Below are 18,829 nucleotides of genomic sequence, written 5' to 3' on the forward strand. Positions count from 1 at the left end.
AAGATCTTCAGGTGCCTATATCGGCGGTGTCTACCTCTTCCCATTCCGAACAGAGCAGTCAAGCCCGCCAGAGCCGATGGTATTGCCGTAACAGGTGGGAGAGTAGGTCGGTGCCTTTTTTTATACAGAGCCCTTGCTGGAAACAGTAAGGGCTTTTTTTGTGCCCTATATTTCTATATTTCCCCCTATCCCCAGCTCCGTTTTGTAATTCGGTACATATTTGTTATTATTGTTATAAATTATGATAATCATGAAATCGTTCCTCTTGAGCTTAGCTCTAGCATGCTCTCTATTTACCAGCGCGCAAACATCTAAAATTCAAAATTATCTTGAGGAGTCAGTTTCTCAAGATATAAACTCTGTAAAACATTTTGTGATAGATAATGGAAAGTTTATAAATACGCAGCAATTCATTTATTTTGATAAACTCATTAGCCAGTTTACCAATTCTTCTTTCTCAAACATGGGATTTGATATCTACGAACTTACAGGAGAATCAATAAAGAGATTAAACAGACTGGAGGCGACCTACTCGGAGGTTGGATTAGTAGAAATATATAATATTGCTCGTCAAGCTTCTGTTAAAGAGAAGATAATGAATGAGGATTCAACCCTAATTTTTCAGGGAACGACAGATGATGTGGAACGTAGGATGACGATTATGTGTGAAAACACTACACATACCGCATTTCAAAAAGCTGTAATAAGCCTATACTACGGAGACGACTATAAAGTAATCATTTTTCCTACGGGGGATATTGACCCTGATATGATTACATCTTTGGAAAGCTGGTTTTTAACCCTTTAATCAGGTAAGACAAAAAAAGAGCCACATATTTAATATGCGACTCTTGATATCTTTATAAAACCGATAAACGATAATTTTTATTTTTTTGCTAGTTCTTCAGCAATAGCCTTTCCAATCTCAGCAGGAGACTCTACTACGCGAATGCCACACTCTGCCATGATTTTCATCTTAGCTGCAGCGGTGTCATCTGCACCACCAACAATTGCGCCAGCATGACCCATACGACGTCCCGGAGGCGCTGTTTGTCCGGCGATGAATCCAACTACTGGTTTAGTTCCGTGCTCTTTAATCCAGTGGGCTGCTTCTGCTTCCATTCCACCACCGATTTCTCCAATCATGATGATTGCTTCGGTTTCCGGATCATTCATTAACAGTTCGACCGCTTCTTTGGTAGTGGTACCGATAATAGGGTCACCTCCGATTCCGATAGCTGTAGTGATACCTAAGCCTGCTTTTACGGTTTGGTCAACAGCTTCGTAAGTTAAGGTACCTGATTTGGAGACGACGCCGACATTACCTTTTTTGAAGATAAATCCAGGCATGATACCAATTTTAGCTTCTTCAGCGGTAATGATACCTGGGCAGTTCGGTCCGATTAAACGAGCGTTTTTATCACTTAAATATGATTTTACCTGAATCATATCCTTAGTAGGAATACCCTCAGTAATACATACAATTACTTCAATACCCGCAGAAGCAGCTTCCATAATGGCGTCTGCAGCGAAAGCAGGAGGTACAAATATGATAGAAACATTAGCGCCCGTTTTGTCTACGGCATCTTGTACAGAATTAAATACAGGACGATCGAGGTGAGTTTGACCTCCCTTACCAGGAGTTACACCACCAACAACTTGGGTTCCGTACTCGATCATTTGACTTGCATGGTAAGTACCTTCGGTTCCTGTAAAACCTTGTACGATAACTTTTGAATCTTTATTGACTAATACACTCATTTGTTCTGATTTTTTGCATAGCAAATCTACCATTTTGCATTGACTTTCGAAAATTTGCCTTGGTATAAATGCCAAATAATTATCAATATTTCATTTTAACCACAAAATCCCATAGTACCATACCGATCGTGACAGAAACATTGAAAGAATGCTTAGTGCCAAACTGTGGGATTTCGATGCAGGTATCTAAAATGTGCATAACTTCCTCGCTTACGCCATGTACTTCATTTCCAAATACCAAGGCATATTTTTCGGAAGAAAGGGGAGCAAACTCGTTGAGCATAATGCTGCCAGCTGCCTGTTCAACTGCAATGATGGTATACCCTTGTTCTTTGAGTTCTATCAGTGCCGATAAGGTGTCTGAATGGTGAGACCATAGTACAGACTGTGTGGCACCCAAAGCTGTTTTTTCGATTTCACGGTGTGGGGGGGTAGCAGTAATACCGCAAAGATAGATTTGCTCGATAGCAAATCCATCGGCTGTTCGAAACGTAGAACCTACATTGTGCATACTACGTACATTATCCAACACGATGGTAATGCGGGTTTTCTCTTGATTTTTAAACGTTTCTAGATCCGTACGGTTCAACTGATCCATCGTTAACTTTTGCATAGTTGGAAATTAAAGAGTCAAAAGTAAATATTATCTTTGATGTGGCTCGATAAAAAAAATCTCAAAAACTTAACCAAAATTTAGTAGGGTATAAATATGAAATAAACTTTAGATTAGATTTTGAATAATGGAATTAACTTGTTATTTTTGCAGTCCGAAATATAGTAAAAAAGAAAATAAAAATTAGCTAAGAGAAATGGCAAATCATAAATCAGCGATCAAAAGAATTAGAGCTAACGCTGCGAAGCGTCTAAGAAACCGTTACCAAGCAAAAACAACGCGTAACGCAATTAAGAAATTACGTAACACTACTTCTGCAGAGGAAGCAAAAGCATTATTGCCTCGTGTAATTTCAATGCTTGATCGTCTGGCTAAGAAAAACGTAATTCACAAGAAAAAAGCTTCTAACAACAAATCTAAATTAACTAAACTAGTTAATAAATTAGCTTAATTTTTTAGAACTCGAAATAAGAGGGATGTATTCATTTACATCCCTTTTCTTGTTGTTTATGATCGTAAAAAGACCAACCTGATCGGCTGGTCTTTTTACTTTACTTAATGATTTGCTGGATGACATTATTCAATTGTTCCGGACTTTTTTTATATTCGGAGAGATCGTATAATTCTACCTTCCTGAAATCAATTGGATGACTCTCGCTTTGTAAGTAAATGTAGCCTTCTTTCAATGTTTTGCCATCTGTTTTTGCATTTTTGTCAAATTCAGATACGTTATCGCCACCAATTTGAGGTTTGGTATACTCCAATACCGTAGTACCTTCTAGCACATGCCTCACGATGGAATCCCCCAGCACGACGAAATCCGCTGTTACCCACTGATCTCCATGATATGTTTTCGAAGTAGAACTTGTACAATGTGGTGTAAAAAGTTCATTCATGTAGTAAACATGGGTGCCCGGAGTACACAAGTTGGAGGTTGTACGGTCGGATGTGCCGTCGCCACCAAGGAATTGTCCTTCTATGGATATAGGGAAGTCCTGATCTTTTAACATGCTTTGGGGCGATTGCCCGTGCAGCATGGCACCACTATTACGCCAGGCCCAGCCTTCGCCTCCTTTGGCTTGACTTTCCACAAATCGGTATTCAACACGGAGTACATAATATCCAAATGGTTTATTATAGGCAAGGTGTCCATATTGTTGATCGAAATCTTCGTAACCGTCGTATCGTACTTTTAATAGTCCATCCTCAACACGGAAAGTCTGTGCATAGTTTTCTCCGGTTTCATGAAGTCGGATTTTCGGTGTCCAGTCGACTATATCTTTGCCGTTGAAAAGTTGGATCGGAGAGGGGGCTTTTACATCTTTTCGATCGCCCCCCGTACTCATTCCACACGATAGAGCTGATAACGTAATTAGGCTTAGTATTATAGGTTTTATTTTCATACGATAAAGTTAGGTATATATTATATTAAAGTGTTTTTGTGTTTGACGTAATCACTAGGGCGTATCCCGATGATCTTGTGGAATGTATTACTAAAGGTAGGTAAGCTACTATATCCAACTTGTAGCGCAACTTCGTGAACACTTAGTTTCTCATCTAGTAAAAGTCTAAGCGCTGTTAACATACGTAAGATGGTATAGTATTGAATAAAGGACATATTTAGGTCCTTCTGAAATAAACGTGCTAAGGTGCGTTCGCTAAAGTCGAATTGCTTCGCTAAGGCGCTAAAACTGATACTTTCAGTAATGTTTGCCTCCAGATAAGCAACGATATCTTTTAATATAGCATGCTGTGGATAGGGTAAGGCTAAGGGTAACTCGGATGCTGAAAGCTCAGGTAAGACCAGTTTAAAAGCTTTTGCAATGGCATATTTCGTTTCATCTGAAGGAAATATATTTCCATTCCATCTGTTGGTAAACATAATGAGTTCGATCAGCAGATCATTGACGGGGTAGATATTGATTTTATCGTAAAAGTCGGTATCAGTCTTAAACCTCGGAAAATACAGATTGCGCATCACAACCGTTGGCGAACTGGGATGGATGCTGTGTTTAATGCCAGATGGTATCCATATATAATGTCTTGCAGGTAGAAAATATGATTTTTCGGATGTTTTCAAAAAGACGACTCCACCCTCTGTATATAAGAACTGGCCTTTTTGATGCTTGTGCGCCGTAATCACACTTTCTCCCATAAGTGCGTGATGACAATATATACTATCTGCAACGGCATCCACTTCAGTTATGTAATATTTATTTACATACTCCTTCTCCATATATACGTATATTGATTTGTAAATTTCTTCAAATTTAGCTAGAAAACCAAGTGATACTTATCGACAGGCTTAAATAATGTAGTGGGATAAATACTGTCTGAATTGAATAAAATGTTCAAAACAATTATAGTTAATATTGTATATCATTTTTATCTGTCTTAGAGACAGTATATTTGCGCTATCAAGAAGTGCTCTTATCTAAGTTGAAAAATAATAACGATCAAAAAAATGGCAAACGATAGAATACGTTTAGAAAGTTTGAAGGATAAAATAATGACTGCGGAGCAGGCTGCTTTTCTTATAAAGGACGGAATGGTAGTTGGTTCAAGTGGTTTCACAAAAGCAGGGGATAGTAAAGCCGTACTTCCCGCTTTCGCGGAGCGTGCGAAGAAAGAACAAATAAAAATAACCTTGATGACCGGGGCATCCCTAGGTCATGATACCGACGGTAAACTAGCGGAGGCAGGCGCTTTGGCAAAACGCATGCCGTTTCAGGTGGATCGTGTCTTACGTAATAAAATAAACGCAGGAGAGGTCTTATTTATAGATCAGCATTTAAGCGAGAGTGCTGAACTATTGCATAACAAGAATCTACCCTCCGTAGATATTGCGGTGATAGAGGTGGCGTATATAGACCGCGATGGAAGTATAGTGCCTACGACTTCGGTGGGTAACTCGGTTACATTTGCAGCCTTGGCAAAACAGGTTATCTTGGAAATTAATATGGCCGTGAAGGAAGATATGTATGGCATCCATGATATTTATCAGGCGGAAGATTATCCTCATCGTAATGTTATCCCTATTGTAGCACCTTGGAATAAGATCGGACGTAAGACGATTCCGCTAGATCCCAGTAAAGTTGTCGGCGTTGTATTCACTGATATGTTGGATAGTCCCGCGGATATAGCGCCTGCTGACCCGAAAACGACTGCTATTGCACAGCATATTTTAGCTTTTTTTGAAAATGAAGTGCTGCTGGGTCATCTGACGGATCGCCTTCTCCCTATCCAAGCGGGAATCGGCAAAGTGGCGAATGCCGTATTAATGGGGTTTAAAGATAGTAATTTCTACGATCTAACGATGTTTTCGGAGGTATTGCAGGATAGTACATTTGACTTGATCGATGCTGGTAAATTAAGTTTTGCGTCGGCATCTTCGGTAACCGTATCTGCAGATTGTTATCAGCGGGTGTTTGGCAACTTGCAGAAATACCGGGATAAATTTGTCTTACGTCCTCAGAATATTTCCAACACACCGGGTTTGATCAGACGATTAGGTATTATTGCAATTAACACGGCGATTGAATTTGATATATATGGCAATGTAAACTCTACACATATCTCGGGGACAAAAATAATGAACGGTATAGGTGGCTCGGGTGATTTTGCACGTAATGCTTACTTAAGTGTTTTTGTGGCACAGGCGGCCTCAAAGGGAAATGCCATTTCGCATGTATTACCCATGGTGTCGCACGTCGACCATACAGAACACGATGTAGATATATTGGTCACAGATATTGGCTTAGCGGATTTGAGGGGACTGGCACCTCGTGAGCGGGCACAGAAGATTATTGACAACTGCGTGCATCCAGATTATAAAGAGCAGCTTCAATCGTACTTTGACCGTGCGCGAGAACGGGGCGGACATACTCCGCATTTACTGGAGGAAGCCTTTAGTTGGCATCTGCGTTTGGCAAAGACTGGTTCGATGAAAGAATAGACGGATTCGGCTGTCAAATAGGAAGTTTTTTCGTGTATTTCTTCTTCCGTATATATTGTTGAACAGAACCGATAAGAAGCAGGAGAACGAGCGGAACGATGATATTGATCACTTGCCATTGCACCTTCTCGTTACGTACTTTGGCTTGGTCGAGTAAACGGAGCTTCACTTCCCGGTTTCGAAGCGCGATCAAGCTTTCATCATTCACTAGGTAATCAACAATATTTTCCAAGAATATTTTGTTGGCAAATTGTTGTTCGGTATAGCGATCCCAGCCCAATGGATACGGAGACTGATCTTTTGCATTCACTTGATTTATCAGCCAGTCCCCATCGGAAATGACGAGCATTTTAGCGGGCTTTGAAATGTTGGATAGATCGACGGGAGATTGTATGCCAGACGGGACGGGACGGTTTTCAAAAATATAGGGAAATTTTCCAGAAAGTAGTATTCCAACAGGTTCAGGTTTTGTTCGGAATTTTGTGGGATCAGGCCGCTCTTCCACCATTTGTAAAGACAAGGCCATCGGTGTATTGAGCAGACGCGTAAAAGGAGATGTCTGCAAAATCACTTCTTTTTTTATCCCTGTACAGGCAACTGTGTCTATTGTGCCGATAAACTCTGTGCGTATTCCATCCAAATTTTTGACGACGGGATGTGTACTGATCGGCATTAAAATAGGAAAGAAGTACCAAGGTGAAAGTTCAATTTGTGCATTCCCGCCAATATTCCCCACGGATAAAGGAATCTGTCCGCAGTTCAGATCGGCAATCATATTGTAGTTTAACCTTGCTCCGTATAAAAAAAGTTGATCGTCGAGATTGAGCTGTCGACCTATAACGGTCTGGTTGCCTTGGGAGCGCAAGGCGTCAAGACTGGCATCAAGCTGGTCAATAGCCCAAATGACGCCTCCGCCGTGACGGATAAAGTAGTCTAATTTATATTTTTCGCTTTCTGAAAAGGGCTTAATTGGCTTAGCGATAACGATAATTTGTATTTGCTTCAAGTCTTCGAGATGGATAGAATCTAAGTGAAGACGCCCCACTTGATTGCCTACCATAAGCGTGTGCATCGCGTCGTATAGTTCTAAGTCGCTGGGTTCCCCGTGGCCCTCGGTGAATCCGATATAGGAGATTTTGTCAGCGATAACTTTACGAATGGCCGAAGCAAAAGCATATTCTAGATTTTGAATGGAATTGTTTAATACGTATTCGGGATCGGCTCCAGTTTTGTTCTGGAGAAGGCTAATATTGACTTCTAAAGAGTCGGTATTGACAATGGCGGCTGGGAAGATGAGTTTTTGAGAAAATCCGCTCTCGGATTTGACGCTTAGATTGGTAGGGTAAAGCCCACGGTTTATCAGTGCTTGCGTAAATTCTTGTTGCTGCTGTTCGTTCCCTTCTAATGGATTAACCAGATTTATTTTAATGCGGCCATCGGAATAGGCCTGAAGGTCGGACGCCATGTCGATGGCAGCTCGTCGCAGTCGTTTAAACCCACTAGGAAGGTCGCCATCTAAGAAGATCGTAATATAAATATCTTGATCTAGGTTTTTAATTAGTTCTTTCGACGTGTCAGATAGCGTGAAACGTTTGTCTTCGGTGAAATCTATTCGGCCAAATAGGTTGTAAAAGAAGGACTGATTTAGGATTAGAAGGAAAACAATAGTACCTATATAGACGGTGAACGTTGTTTTTCGGGCTCTGAAAAATCTACCTAAATGACCGATGGACAAGGTCAGGAAGAAAATGGAAAAACTAAGGAAATAAATAAAATCCTGGGCCGCTAAAACTCCTCTACTCACGGCATCGTAGTGGGATTGAATTCCCATGCCGGCGAGGCCATCGGCAACTGCTGTAAAAATCGGAAGCTGTGCTATGGCACCGATACCGTAATAGATGGTGAAACAAAGGAAAATGGCAAGTAGAAAGGCTATAATTGGATTTTGTGTTAGCGATGAGCAGAAAATACTCAGTGCTACGAAAGCGCTAGAGAGTAGAAGTAATCCGAGATAGGATCCGATCGTGGCCCCCAAATCAATATTTCCAATGGGAAATGCCAGAACGTAGAGCGTAATAGCATAGACAATAGTAGGGAGTATGGCTAGGATAACGATGGTCAAACTACCTGCATATTTTTCAATCACAATTTGTTTAAGGGAAATTGGACGGCTCAGAAGCAGGTCGTAGGTGCCATCTGCCTTTTCTCCTGCTATACTGCGCATTGTGATAGCGGGAATTAAAAATATAAGTAAATAGGGTGCAAGAGAAAAGAAACCTTCTAACGAAGCATACCCTGTTTCCAACATAGAAGAATCTGGGAAAAACCAAAGCACAAGCCCTGTTATGAGAAGGAACAGACTAATGGCTAAATATCCAATGAGCGAATTAAAATAACTCGCTACCTCTTTTTTGTAAATGCTAAACAATGCCTTTTCGTTTTATTTTGCTTCGAAAATAGGGAAATGATTGCGGTAAAGCAAGAGAGCACAAATCCTCGCGATCGGTGCTCTCTAAGTTGTATAAAATTAAGCGTTTTTTTCTATCTGCGACCAGGCAAGTAAATCTGAAATCCTACGCCGACACCTAGGCCTGTCTGCTTTTCACTGATATTGACATTTGCTTTGGAATAATTGTAACCTAGCGTGGCTTCGAGTGCGACTGTCTGTGTGATAAAGTGGGCATAACCCACATTTGCACCTAAAGCAAGTCCAACATCGCTGCCTGCACTACTGCCTGCAATACCAACATTACCGTGGGCGAAAAATCGGCCAGTGGAGCTAGCTCCTTCTGGAAAATAATAACGTATAAAAGGAGCAACGCCGTAAGTCCACTCATTATCGGTGTCGGGAATGGTTTTGAGGCCTAAATTAACCTCGGCACCTAAAGCAATCCCATCAGATATAAAATATCCCGCTCTGGGTTGTACGGCTGCATTGAATGATTCAGCTTCAAAACTGTATCCAATGTTGCCAATGGCACCTCCAACCATCCAGTTACCTGCTTTGATAGGTGTAAGTCCTACATTTGCTGAGCTTTGTGGAACAGTATTAATTTGTTGTGCATTTGCCAAGGAAACGATACCGATGGCGATAGCGAATGATAGTATGTATTTTTTCATATCCATTATTGTTTAGCTTTAAAACAAAATGAATTGAAATAAGTTTTAATTTTTGGTAAGTTCTACGAAAATTTCTTCCATATTTTGGTTAGGAAATTTTACAGCGGCTTCAGATTTAAGAAAATGGTCTTTGACTATGCCTTTATGAAGGACGATAATTTCATCACATAAGGCTTCAACTTCCTGCATAATGTGTGTAGATAGCAAAACGGTTTTATTTGTACTTAATGTTTTGATCAATGTTCTTATTTCCAATATTTGATTGGGATCGAGTCCGGAAGTGGGCTCATCTAAAATCAAAATCTGTGGATCATGTATAATCGCCATTGCAATACCTACGCGCTGTCTGTATCCTTTGGATAATTGACTTGCTTTCTTATGTTGTTCCGTTGATAGTCCGGTAAGGGATATTACTTCTTGGATTCGATGCAAAGAATTAGGAATCTGATGTAAACGGGCTTCGAAAGCCAGTATTTCCTGTAGATACATTTCTTGGTATAACGGATTGTTTTCGGGCAGATAACCGATTCTCTTTTTTGCTTTTAGAGGGTCGAGTTTAATATTGATGCCATTTATAGTGCATTCTCCTTGGTCAAAGGGAAGGATACCTGCTAAAATTTTCATTGTAGTGGATTTTCCTGCACCATTAGGTCCTAAAAATCCGATAATGTGATTGGACTGGGTTTTAAAATTAATGGATGCCAATGCTTTTTGACGACCATAAGATTTAGTCAAATTATTTACTTGAATGGACATACGCTTATGATTGGATACCCTTGGTCTGATGCCGTTCTATAAGATCTATTATTTCTTCGATGGGGGTATGGATTTGCGCAAACTTGATGTGGGCTTGCTCATAATATTTCTCTCTTTCTTGTAGTTTGGTGGAAATGAAAGTAAATAACTCATCGCCGGATAATCCCTTTAGAATAGGACGCTTATTGATATCGGATTGGCTTAATCTAGCATAAAGTGACTTTGGTGTATGATATAGATATAAGGAAAGTCCGTTATTGTTGATCCATTTCATATTGTCGTAAAAGCAAGGTGTCCCTCCCCCTGTAGAAATTACCGCATACTTGTTAGACTGTTTCTTGAGGAACTCTCTTTCTAATTCACGGAACTGCAGTTCGCCATGTAAGTTAAAATATTCGGGAATAGACATTCCAATATGTAATACGATCTCATGATCGAGATCAATAAAAGGAAGCTGCATGACCTGTGCAATCTTCTTGCCCCAAGTTGTTTTTCCGCTTCCCATAAAGCCCACTAAAAATATTGGTTTATCCATGTTACTGACCGTGAAAATAGGTTTTCTCCAATTCCTCTCTATTCGGAAAGGAATGTTTGGACCATTTATTGATTACGATGCCATTTTGTAATAATAACACACCAGGATTGGATCGAACCATGCTCTTAAGAGGAATTGCATCCACATAAAAAGTTTCTAGAACCAGATCTAATTGATCATTCAGATAGTTCACATCGTTAGAAGCACTTGCTGTAAGTAGCGTTGCTCTAATATTATAATCTTTTGAGAGATCACGAATAGTCTCGTTTAACCTATCCAACGCAAGGAAGTCAGTAGGTGATAATTTGGTCACATCGGTACTCACGACCACAAAGTTATAGTAGGGGTTGGTAATAATCTCCTGCGTTAAATTATTGCCTTCGGCATCGGAAATAATCAGATCGGGTATCGCAACTTGATATCCTTTTCTTAGCAATTTGGTTTCTGGCTCGCCAACAACCTCCCAGTTTTCATCCTCCCATATTTTTTCAGCCATATATACCTTATCAGTTACTTTTTTGCTTTCTCCAGTGACTTTATGTTGGAGGGTGTAGATATGTTGGTATTCATCTTGGGGTGCCCCTTCCGGGATTTCCATCAACAGTGGAATATTATTGCCAATTTTATAAGGTAAAAAGTCAATGAACGGGAGGAAATAAACCGTATAGATGCCTATCCCGAAAGAGACGACGAAGATGATAAAGGTGGCTAGATTACGTGAGAAACTGTTCTTGATTAACGGTGTTAACCTAGCTCGGTACACGAAGATGATAAGAATAAATCCAAGTAGTATAAGGTCTTTGATGAAGGATTGCCAAGGGGTAAGGGGTATTGCATCGCCAAAACAGCCACAAGAGGTTACGACTTCAAAAAAAGCAGAATAAAACGTTAGAAATGTAAAAAATAGGATTAGCATGAGCAAGCCCCATGCTACTTCCTTTCCCGCTATCCCCAACAAAAGTAGCGCTCCCAAAATGATTTCCAATGCACAAATAATGACGGCTATCCATGTACTGTAGTCATTCAGAAAGTTCAGGTGGAATACGTGAAAATATTCTTGCAACTTAAAGCCAAATCCCATAGGATCATTAGCTTTTATTAATCCGGAAAAAATAAAAAGTAAACCGACAAATAGCCGTGATATCCAGAGTAGGGCATTGGGTTTTTCGGATTGGGTGTTATAGGCGGTATAGTATGAAGTCGACATCTCGTTTAATTTTGTTTAGCTAATCCTAATTTTATTAACGCAAATACGGCGTAATTCAACATATCTTGATAATTGGCTTGAAGCCCTTCTGATACTAAGGTATAACCGCCATTGTCTTCTATTTGTTTTACGCGATGGATTTTCATTAAAATAAGATCTGTCATGGATGAAGTACGCATATCACGCCATGCTTCGCCATAATCATGGTTTTTGGCAAACATGAGGTCTCGTGTTTCATTTACTTTTTGGGTATATTGCTGCGCAACCCATGATGGATCAAGGTTTTCATCACCGCCCTCACCTAGCTCGAGCTGCATCAGAGCAATTACGCAATAGTTAATAATGCCAACATACTCATCAGTGATGCCTTCGCCTACTTTGGACACTTTTTTTATTTCTAGCGTTCGTATTCGCTGTGCTTTAATATAGATTTGATCTGTAATTGAGGAAAGTCTTAAGATACGCCAAGCAGTGCCATAGTCTTGGGTTTTCTTGATAAATAGATCTTGGCAATAGCTAATTATCGTATTGTATTCCGTAGTTGTGTCCATATAGATATCTAAATTGCTGTGTAGGCAATGAATTGAGACAAATATAATGAGAATTACTTATTTCACTTTGTCACATTTGTATTGGAGGGGTTTAATTTTTAAGAAAAGGAATAATTATGCTAATTTAGACAATTGAATGTGGAACATTAATATAATATGAATATACATAAGCCAGTAATACGAGATGTAAATATCATACGCTATGTACAACCTTTTCGGGAGGGAGGTTCGCTTCCAGCACTTGTGGATGCAGACGACGGATTTAGTTATGTGATTAAATTTAGAGGTGCCGGACAGGGTAAAAAGGCATTGATTGCTGAATTGATAGGAGGGGAATTGGCTCGGTTTCTGGGCTTACGAATGCCTGAAATGGTCTTCGCCGAGCTCGATGAATCATTTGGACGAACGGAACCTGACGAAGAGATCCAGGACTTGTTGAAATTTTCGATCGGTAGGAATTTAGGTATACACTTTCTGAATGGTGCGATTACTTTCGATGCCAATGTGGATGTCATCGCCGAAGAGGAAGCTTCGAAAATTGTATGGCTCGATGCATTGTTGATGAATGTTGACCGTACGCCTCGTAATACCAATATGTTGATCTGGCATAAGGAATTGTGGTTAATAGACCACGGCGCTTCATTGTATTTTCATCATTCGTGGGACAATTGGGAAGAACAAGCAATTAAGCCCTTTATTCAGATTAAGGACCATGTTTTGCTGAAAAATGCCTCGAAGGTGAGGAGGATAGACGAAGAATATAAAGCGCTATTTACGGAGGAGCATATTCGAAATATACTTGCTGTTATACCGGATGAGTGGCTATTACAGGAAGGCAGTGACGTTACGCCCGACGAATCTAGAGCCGTGTATGTCGAATTCTTAATGCGTAGGATTATGCATTCTGAAACTTTTATAAACCAAATTGAACATGAACGAGAGAGCCGTATATGAGTATGCTGTAGTGCGTGTGGTTCCTCGGGTGGAACGAGAGGAATTTGTAAATGTTGGCGTAGCCATGTACTGCAGAAAACAACGGTATGCGCAGGTTAAGATATTCGTTGATGTACCTAAATGCACCGCATTAGATCCTGCCATCGATTTGGAACTAATTTATCGTCATTTGGAATCGTTTGCAAAGATTTGCGCAGGCGATAGGGAGGCCGGTAAAATTGCGGAATTGGATCAAACAGAACGTTTTCGATGGCTTACGGCTAAGAGAAGTACGTTGATTCAGTGTTCGGCTGTACATCCTGGTTTATGTATATCGGCGGAAGATACCCATGAAGCATTATTTAAAAAGTTAGTTCTATAGGCTTGATAGATATTATACAAAGAACTACCTTTGATCGGCTGGAGAATATTATAGCTAATAAATATTATGGAAGATTTTTATAATCATTTGTATCAAAAGCAGCTCGAAGTGCAGGATATGCCGAGTAATAAGCGTATTGCTGAATGGGCAATGAATGTGCTTCATTTATTATTTCCGGAGCGCAATTCGAAAAGTTTCGAAAGTGTGGCGGAGATAAAATTGGCTTTTGAACAAGCGGAGGTTGAATTGTTTGAGCTTTTGTTGAAAACGAAAGCCTGCTCGCATTGTGATAATAGAGAGGTTGCAGCAATTTTTTTTACCGAACTACCAAAGATATATAACTGCATGTTGACCGATGCGCAAGCCATTATGGATGGTGATCCTGCGGCACGTAGTATTCGCGAAGTGATTCGAACTTATCCAGGATTTACGGCTATCTGTATCTACCGTATTGCTCATCAGCTTTGGTTATTGGGCGTGCCTTTAATACCAAGGATCTTGACAGAGCATGCACATTCCAAAACAGGTATTGATATTCATCCTGGCGCTAAAATTGGAGAATATCTATATATCGACCACGGCACTGGGCTGGTGATTGGTGAGACCTGTATCATTGGAAACCACGTGAAGCTATATCAAGGTGTAACACTGGGTGCATTGAGTGTTGCGAAGTCTATGGTAGATACACAACGACATCCAATTATTGAAGATTATGTGATCATTTACGCGGGTGCAACTATTTTAGGAGGAGAGACCGTTGTAGGTCATCATTCTATTATCGGAGGGAATGTGTGGCTGACCAATAGTGTAGAACCTTATACAACGGTGTATCACTTACCCAATTCAAAGTTTATCGACTCAAAACCAACAGTATAATGGGAAATATTATTGATTCTATAGGTAATACGCCTTTAGTAGAAATTACCTCATTTCATTCCAATCCGAAGGTACGGATATATGCAAAAATGGAAGGGAATAATCCTGCCGGCTCAGTAAAGGATCGTGCTGCGCTAAATATGATCCGCTCGGCCCTAGAAAGGGGAGATATTACCAAGGATACTAAGCTCATCGAGGCAACCAGCGGCAATACAGGTATTGCATTGGCAATGATCGCAGGCATCTATAATTTAAGCTTGGAATTGGTGATGCCTTCTACCTCGACCCGGGAACGTACGTTGACGATGGAGGCCTTTGGAGCGAAAGTCACTTTGTTAGACACAATGGAAATATGTCGTGACTACGCGGAAGAAAAGGCCGCAACTGGAGCGTATTTTATCTTGAATCAATTTTCTAATCCAGATAATTACAAGGCTCATATCAAGACAACGGGGCCTGAAATATGGCGTGATACTGAAGGTAAGATTACCCATTTTGTAAGTGCGATGGGTACGACAGGGACTATAATGGGGAGTTCTATGTTCTTAAAAGAAAAAAATCCGGACATTCAGATTATAGGATGTCAGCCAACAGAAGAGTCTTCCATCCCTGGGATTAGAAGATGGCCTAAGGCTTATTTGCCGAAAATATTTGACCCTTCGAGAGTAGACCGGATTATTGATATTTCGCAACAAGATGCGACTAAAAAGGCGCGTGAGTTGACAAAAAAAGAGGGTATATTTTCAGGAATGAGCACAGGAGGAGCTTTCCACGCTGCACTACAGATAGCAAATGAAATTGAGGAAGGTGTGATCGTCTTTATCTCCTGTGATCGAGGTGACCGATATTTAAGTTCTGACTTATTCGGCTAGAGTCGAGGGACTAGCAAGAGCTTACTCGCTACTCCAGATTTCATATATTGGATCTCCTTTCGAACTGTTCCCGGAATGGTGCCACGAATCATCTTTTATTTCTCCTTTGAAATTTAGGTAATTACCCACACGAGAATTATCACGAGAGAAGAAAAGTATATGTTCGGTATATTGCTGATCTTTATGCGTGTAGTGACCACCGCCTGTTCCGTAAAACCCTTTCACAGATGGATTGATGGCGACCCATTGGAAATAGCCATCGATCAGGATTTTTATTGTCTTGCGGTCTCCACGTTGTATGATGTTGATTTCATCTCCTTGCTTCCGACCACTTATTCGCCATACGCCATCGAGCTCCTGCGTTTTGGTAGGCTGTTTCTTAAAGACCACTCCTTCTGGACTTTTGAGGTTACTGCCTTCTAGGAACATCTGTATATCTTGGGTTTTTCCAACTTCACTGCTGTCGTTATCACTATATTCTACTATAATAGATAACGTTTCTCCATTATATTTATAAGGACCGCCTTTTGTAAAGAGGTACTCGGTGTCTTTATATACAATTTGAGAGCTGTAACCGTCGGAAAAAAGCCATAGGGTATTTGTTCCAGATACCTTTGTATGATATACGCCATTTAGGGGGGACGACGGTTGAGAAGAAGCTGGAGAAGCAAAAAATATGCATATTCCAATGATAATGATTGTTAGTGATTTCATGTTTATAATAACTTGGTAATAGTGAAGATATATGTGTCAAATGATAGTCTTATTCTAATTTATTTAATCATCTTGCCCAGATTGCAAACGACTTGTATTATAACATATGATGGTAACATTTAGTTTTATTTATTTCTACACTAAATCAACAATTGCGTGAGTACTAATTTAGTATTTTAGCAACGAAATGAATGGTCTTAAAAAACATAAATACAAGAAAATGTATATCTTCTTTGTTATAATTGCTATCTTGCTCGCAATGGGTTTTGCCTTTTTAAAGCATCCGCTCTTTGGAAAAGCAGCTTCCAGTGAACGACTTCAGCGTATAAAACAATCTAACAATTATCGTGACGGCGAGTTTCAAAACCTATCGCATACGCCTGCTATGGCAGAAGGTGTTACGTATTTCGGCGTAATAAAAGAATTGTTATTTAGCAAAGTAGAGGAGGCTTATCCAATAGATAGTGTGCCACACGTGAAGACGGATATAGCAAAGCTTCCAGCTGATCTAAATGGATTGGTATGGTTCGGACATTCTTCTTACTATATGCAAATAGATAGAATAAAATTTTTGGTGGATCCGGTATTTACAAAAAACGCCTCACCACTGTATGGGACAAATAAAGCTTTTAAAGGAGCGGATTTGACGCTTTCGGAAGATATGCCCAATCTGGATTATTTACTTTTGACGCATGACCATTATGATCATTTAGATTATACAACGTTTAAAGAGCTTAAAGATAAGGTCGGTCATATTATTTGTCCTCTGGGAGTAGGTGAACACCTGGAGTTCTGGGGATATCCGGCGATACAAATAACAGAATTGGACTGGTCTGAAGCTATTAATCTAAAGCATGGGATTTCTATTACCTCGACCCCAGGAAGGCATTTTTCGGGTAGGAGTTTTAAACGAAATCAAACACTTTGGACGTCCTACGTCCTACAAGTGGATAATTTCAAGGTATTTGTAGGGGGAGATAGTGGGTATGATACACATTTCAAAATGATTGGTGAGAAATATGGGCCTTTTGACTTAGCGGTTTTAGAGAACGGGCAATACGATCATAAATGGAAGTATATTCATATGATGCCGGAAGAGGTATTGCTTGCCACCAAAGATCTAATGGCGAAGCGCGTATTACCTGTTCACTCGGGGAAATTTAAATTGGCAAACCATCCGTGGAAAGAACCGTTAGAAAAAGTGACTTCTTTAAACGATGCAGGTCCAAAACTTCAGGTAATTACACCTAAAATTGGGGAACTGGTCGATCTGCGTAATGAAAATCAAGTATTCGAACGTTGGTGGCGACAATAAATGCAAAAAAAAGGAAGGTGTTTTAAAACCTTCCTTTTTTTACTCTAAATGCCTAGTTTGGATTTAATTTCTTTTTGTATAGAATTTTTATGCACTAGGATTGAGATTGTTTTGTAGCGAACAAATTCTTTGGTTACGTACATATATCCTTTATAATCATTGGATTCGCCCCAAGAATTTTTAACAATGTAATATTCTTTTCCTGTTTGATCTTTTACTAATCCTACGATATGCATACCGTGATCGTCGGTGGTAGAGTAATCATCAAATGCTGCTTGACGTTGAGCTGGGGTGATTTTTGCCTCTGGTTTTGGACCATTGAACATGTTGTCCTGCTCTATCTTGGTCATTTGTTCCACTGTTTTTTCAGGTACGTATGCTACACCGTTCTTCCAGCTAAAGGACTTTTCGGACACGTCAGATGCCCAGGCTATCGTATATCCGTTCTGTAAAGCATTATCAATAATACTTGTTAAATCTTTGATCTGTACATTATAGAAACTCTCGAACGACCAGTTATCTGGAATAAGGAGAACAAACGGTTTGTAATATGCATAGGAATCGAATGAGGATATACCTACGTAGTCATCGGGATTGATCCCTACGATTTGATCCGCCCAAGTACGCGGCGTGTATGTCTTACCATTGTATTGAAATTCTTCTGGTGGAGCTCCTAAATATGCGTCCATTACGCCAGTCACTGCTTGTTGCCAATTTGGTGTGAGCTTTTTGTTTTTTACAATATTCTCGTTCATACCGTGAACAATGCTGCTCATTTCGGAGAAATTGTTTCGGGTCTGCCCTTCTTGCAATCCTGTATAAACCTCCCTAGGTACAGCGCCATACTGACGAAATATGGTTAATACATCGTGTAATTGACCACCTTCGCCTTGTGCTTGGTCGCCATGTAATCTTACGTAATTTTTAGCTTTTTCGAGATAGGTATAATAGGCCGTAAAGATCTGCGAAATCTCGACTGGTTGTTTTCCCATCCGAATCATTTCAGATTCGAGAAAAGAGTTTCCTGAATAGGACCAACATGTGCCCGATGAACCCTGATCTTTAATAGACGTATTTCTAAGATTGATAACTTCAGTAAACGTAAAACCTTCTTTGCTTTTATCACTTACATTTGTTTTTAAAGCGTTGATCAGGTTGTCCTGTGCATAGGATTGAGTCGTGCAGGCTAGTAATGCGCCAGCAACAAAAAGAGATCTTCTCCAATTCATAATCTATCTA

The 18,829-nt window shown here is 40.0% G+C and carries 20 protein-coding genes and 1 rRNA gene; 9 read left to right on the forward strand and 12 right to left on the reverse strand.

Features of this window, described 5'->3' with window-relative positions; translation table 11 throughout:
- The first annotated feature begins 7 nt into the window (after positions 1–7).
- Together rrf and FAZ19_RS17365 are read left to right on the forward strand one after the other, a co-directional pair.
- Positions 8–119, forward strand: a 5S ribosomal RNA gene (gene rrf / locus FAZ19_RS17360).
- Between the two features lie 131 nt (positions 120–250).
- Positions 251–808 (forward strand): hypothetical protein, encoded by a 558-nt coding sequence (locus FAZ19_RS17365; protein WP_136822029.1) that lies wholly within the window; start codon positions 251–253, stop codon positions 806–808.
- Positions 809–885: 77 nt separating this feature from the next.
- On the opposite strand, the gene sucD is transcribed toward FAZ19_RS17365, so the two are convergent.
- Entirely contained in the window at positions 886–1,761 is an 876-nt protein-coding gene (gene sucD, locus FAZ19_RS17370; protein ID WP_136822030.1) for a succinate--CoA ligase subunit alpha, read from the reverse strand.
- A gap of 82 nt (positions 1,762–1,843) precedes the next feature.
- A complete protein-coding gene (locus FAZ19_RS17375; protein ID WP_136822031.1) occupies positions 1,844–2,374 on the reverse strand; it encodes an RNA methyltransferase in 531 nt (176 codons plus the stop codon).
- A gap of 196 nt (positions 2,375–2,570) precedes the next feature.
- Here FAZ19_RS17375 and rpsT point away from each other — a divergent pair, with 196 nt between their 5' ends.
- The gene (rpsT, locus tag FAZ19_RS17380; RefSeq protein ID WP_136822032.1) at positions 2,571–2,825 is read left to right on the forward strand and encodes a 30S ribosomal protein S20; all 255 of its coding nucleotides are present in this window, start codon (positions 2,571–2,573) and stop codon (positions 2,823–2,825) included.
- Between the two features lie 100 nt (positions 2,826–2,925).
- Here rpsT and FAZ19_RS17385 read toward each other — a convergent pair whose 3' ends face one another.
- Both FAZ19_RS17385 and FAZ19_RS17390 read right to left on the reverse strand, forming a co-directional pair.
- On the reverse strand, positions 2,926–3,777 hold the full coding sequence (locus FAZ19_RS17385) for a 3-keto-disaccharide hydrolase (protein WP_136822033.1): 852 nt from the start codon (positions 3,775–3,777) through the stop codon (positions 2,926–2,928).
- Positions 3,778–3,797: 20 nt separating this feature from the next.
- Positions 3,798–4,610, reverse strand: a complete 813-nt coding sequence (locus FAZ19_RS17390) for an AraC family transcriptional regulator (protein WP_136822034.1) — start codon at positions 4,608–4,610, stop codon at positions 3,798–3,800.
- Positions 4,611–4,838: 228 nt separating this feature from the next.
- Between FAZ19_RS17390 and FAZ19_RS17395 the strand changes: the two genes are divergently transcribed.
- Positions 4,839–6,329, forward strand: a complete 1,491-nt coding sequence (locus FAZ19_RS17395) for a succinate CoA transferase (protein ID WP_136822035.1) — start codon at positions 4,839–4,841, stop codon at positions 6,327–6,329.
- Between the two features lie 13 nt (positions 6,330–6,342).
- Here the strand turns inward: FAZ19_RS17395 and gldG are convergent, their stop codons facing one another.
- The 6 genes from gldG to FAZ19_RS17425 form a co-directional block, all read right to left on the reverse strand.
- Positions 6,343–8,757 (reverse strand): gliding motility-associated ABC transporter substrate-binding protein GldG, encoded by a 2,415-nt coding sequence (gene gldG / locus FAZ19_RS17400; protein WP_136822036.1) that lies wholly within the window; start codon positions 8,755–8,757, stop codon positions 6,343–6,345.
- Positions 8,758–8,870: 113 nt separating this feature from the next.
- Entirely contained in the window at positions 8,871–9,449 is a 579-nt protein-coding gene (locus tag FAZ19_RS17405; protein ID WP_136822037.1) for a porin family protein, read from the reverse strand.
- 45 nt (positions 9,450–9,494) lie between these two features.
- The gene (locus tag FAZ19_RS17410; RefSeq protein WP_136822038.1) at positions 9,495–10,205 is read right to left on the reverse strand and encodes an ABC transporter ATP-binding protein; all 711 of its coding nucleotides are present in this window, start codon (positions 10,203–10,205) and stop codon (positions 9,495–9,497) included.
- 4 nt (positions 10,206–10,209) lie between these two features.
- Positions 10,210–10,740 carry a shikimate kinase gene (locus tag FAZ19_RS17415; protein ID WP_136822039.1) on the reverse strand — a complete coding sequence of 177 codons (531 nt, stop codon included), beginning with the start codon at positions 10,738–10,740 and terminating at the stop codon, positions 10,210–10,212.
- Between the two features lies 1 nt (position 10,741).
- Positions 10,742–11,947 (reverse strand): BT_3928 family protein, encoded by a 1,206-nt coding sequence (locus FAZ19_RS17420; protein WP_136822040.1) that lies wholly within the window; start codon positions 11,945–11,947, stop codon positions 10,742–10,744.
- Between the two features lie 5 nt (positions 11,948–11,952).
- Complete coding sequence (locus tag FAZ19_RS17425) at positions 11,953–12,498, reverse strand: DUF1599 domain-containing protein (RefSeq protein WP_136822041.1); 546 nt, start codon at positions 12,496–12,498, stop codon at positions 11,953–11,955.
- 156 nt (positions 12,499–12,654) lie between these two features.
- Between FAZ19_RS17425 and FAZ19_RS17430 the strand changes: the two genes are divergently transcribed.
- The 4 genes from FAZ19_RS17430 (at position 12,655) to cysM (ending at position 15,561) form a co-directional block, all read left to right on the forward strand.
- Complete coding sequence (locus FAZ19_RS17430; protein WP_136822042.1) at positions 12,655–13,452, forward strand: HipA family kinase; 798 nt, start codon at positions 12,655–12,657, stop codon at positions 13,450–13,452.
- A complete protein-coding gene (locus FAZ19_RS17435; RefSeq protein ID WP_136822043.1) occupies positions 13,430–13,813 on the forward strand; it encodes a DUF3037 domain-containing protein in 384 nt (127 codons plus the stop codon). Before FAZ19_RS17430 ends, FAZ19_RS17435 begins: the two co-directional genes overlap by 23 nt.
- A 66-nt stretch (positions 13,814–13,879) precedes the next feature.
- Positions 13,880–14,689: a serine O-acetyltransferase gene (locus FAZ19_RS17440; protein WP_136822044.1), complete on the forward strand. Its 810-nt coding sequence runs from the start codon at positions 13,880–13,882 to the stop codon at positions 14,687–14,689.
- Positions 14,689–15,561, forward strand: coding sequence for a cysteine synthase CysM (gene cysM / locus FAZ19_RS17445; RefSeq protein WP_136822045.1), 873 nt, complete (start codon positions 14,689–14,691; stop codon positions 15,559–15,561). The genes FAZ19_RS17440 and cysM overlap by 1 nt, the downstream gene beginning before the upstream one ends.
- A 21-nt stretch (positions 15,562–15,582) precedes the next feature.
- On the opposite strand, the gene FAZ19_RS17450 is transcribed toward cysM, so the two are convergent.
- Positions 15,583–16,275 (reverse strand): hypothetical protein, encoded by a 693-nt coding sequence (locus FAZ19_RS17450; protein ID WP_136822046.1) that lies wholly within the window; start codon positions 16,273–16,275, stop codon positions 15,583–15,585.
- Between the two features lie 220 nt (positions 16,276–16,495).
- On the opposite strand from FAZ19_RS17450, the gene FAZ19_RS17455 reads away from it, so the two are divergent.
- Positions 16,496–17,590 carry an MBL fold metallo-hydrolase gene (locus FAZ19_RS17455; protein WP_136822047.1) on the forward strand — a complete coding sequence of 365 codons (1,095 nt, stop codon included), beginning with the start codon at positions 16,496–16,498 and terminating at the stop codon, positions 17,588–17,590.
- 44 nt (positions 17,591–17,634) lie between these two features.
- Here the strand turns inward: FAZ19_RS17455 and FAZ19_RS17460 are convergent, their stop codons facing one another.
- Complete coding sequence (locus FAZ19_RS17460) at positions 17,635–18,819, reverse strand: C1 family peptidase (RefSeq protein WP_136822048.1); 1,185 nt, start codon at positions 18,817–18,819, stop codon at positions 17,635–17,637.
- Between the last annotated feature and the right edge of the window lie 10 nt (positions 18,820–18,829).

It is taken from the genome of Sphingobacterium alkalisoli, from assembly GCF_005049105.1.
GTDB classification, from domain to species: Bacteria; Bacteroidota; Bacteroidia; order Sphingobacteriales; family Sphingobacteriaceae; genus Sphingobacterium; species Sphingobacterium alkalisoli.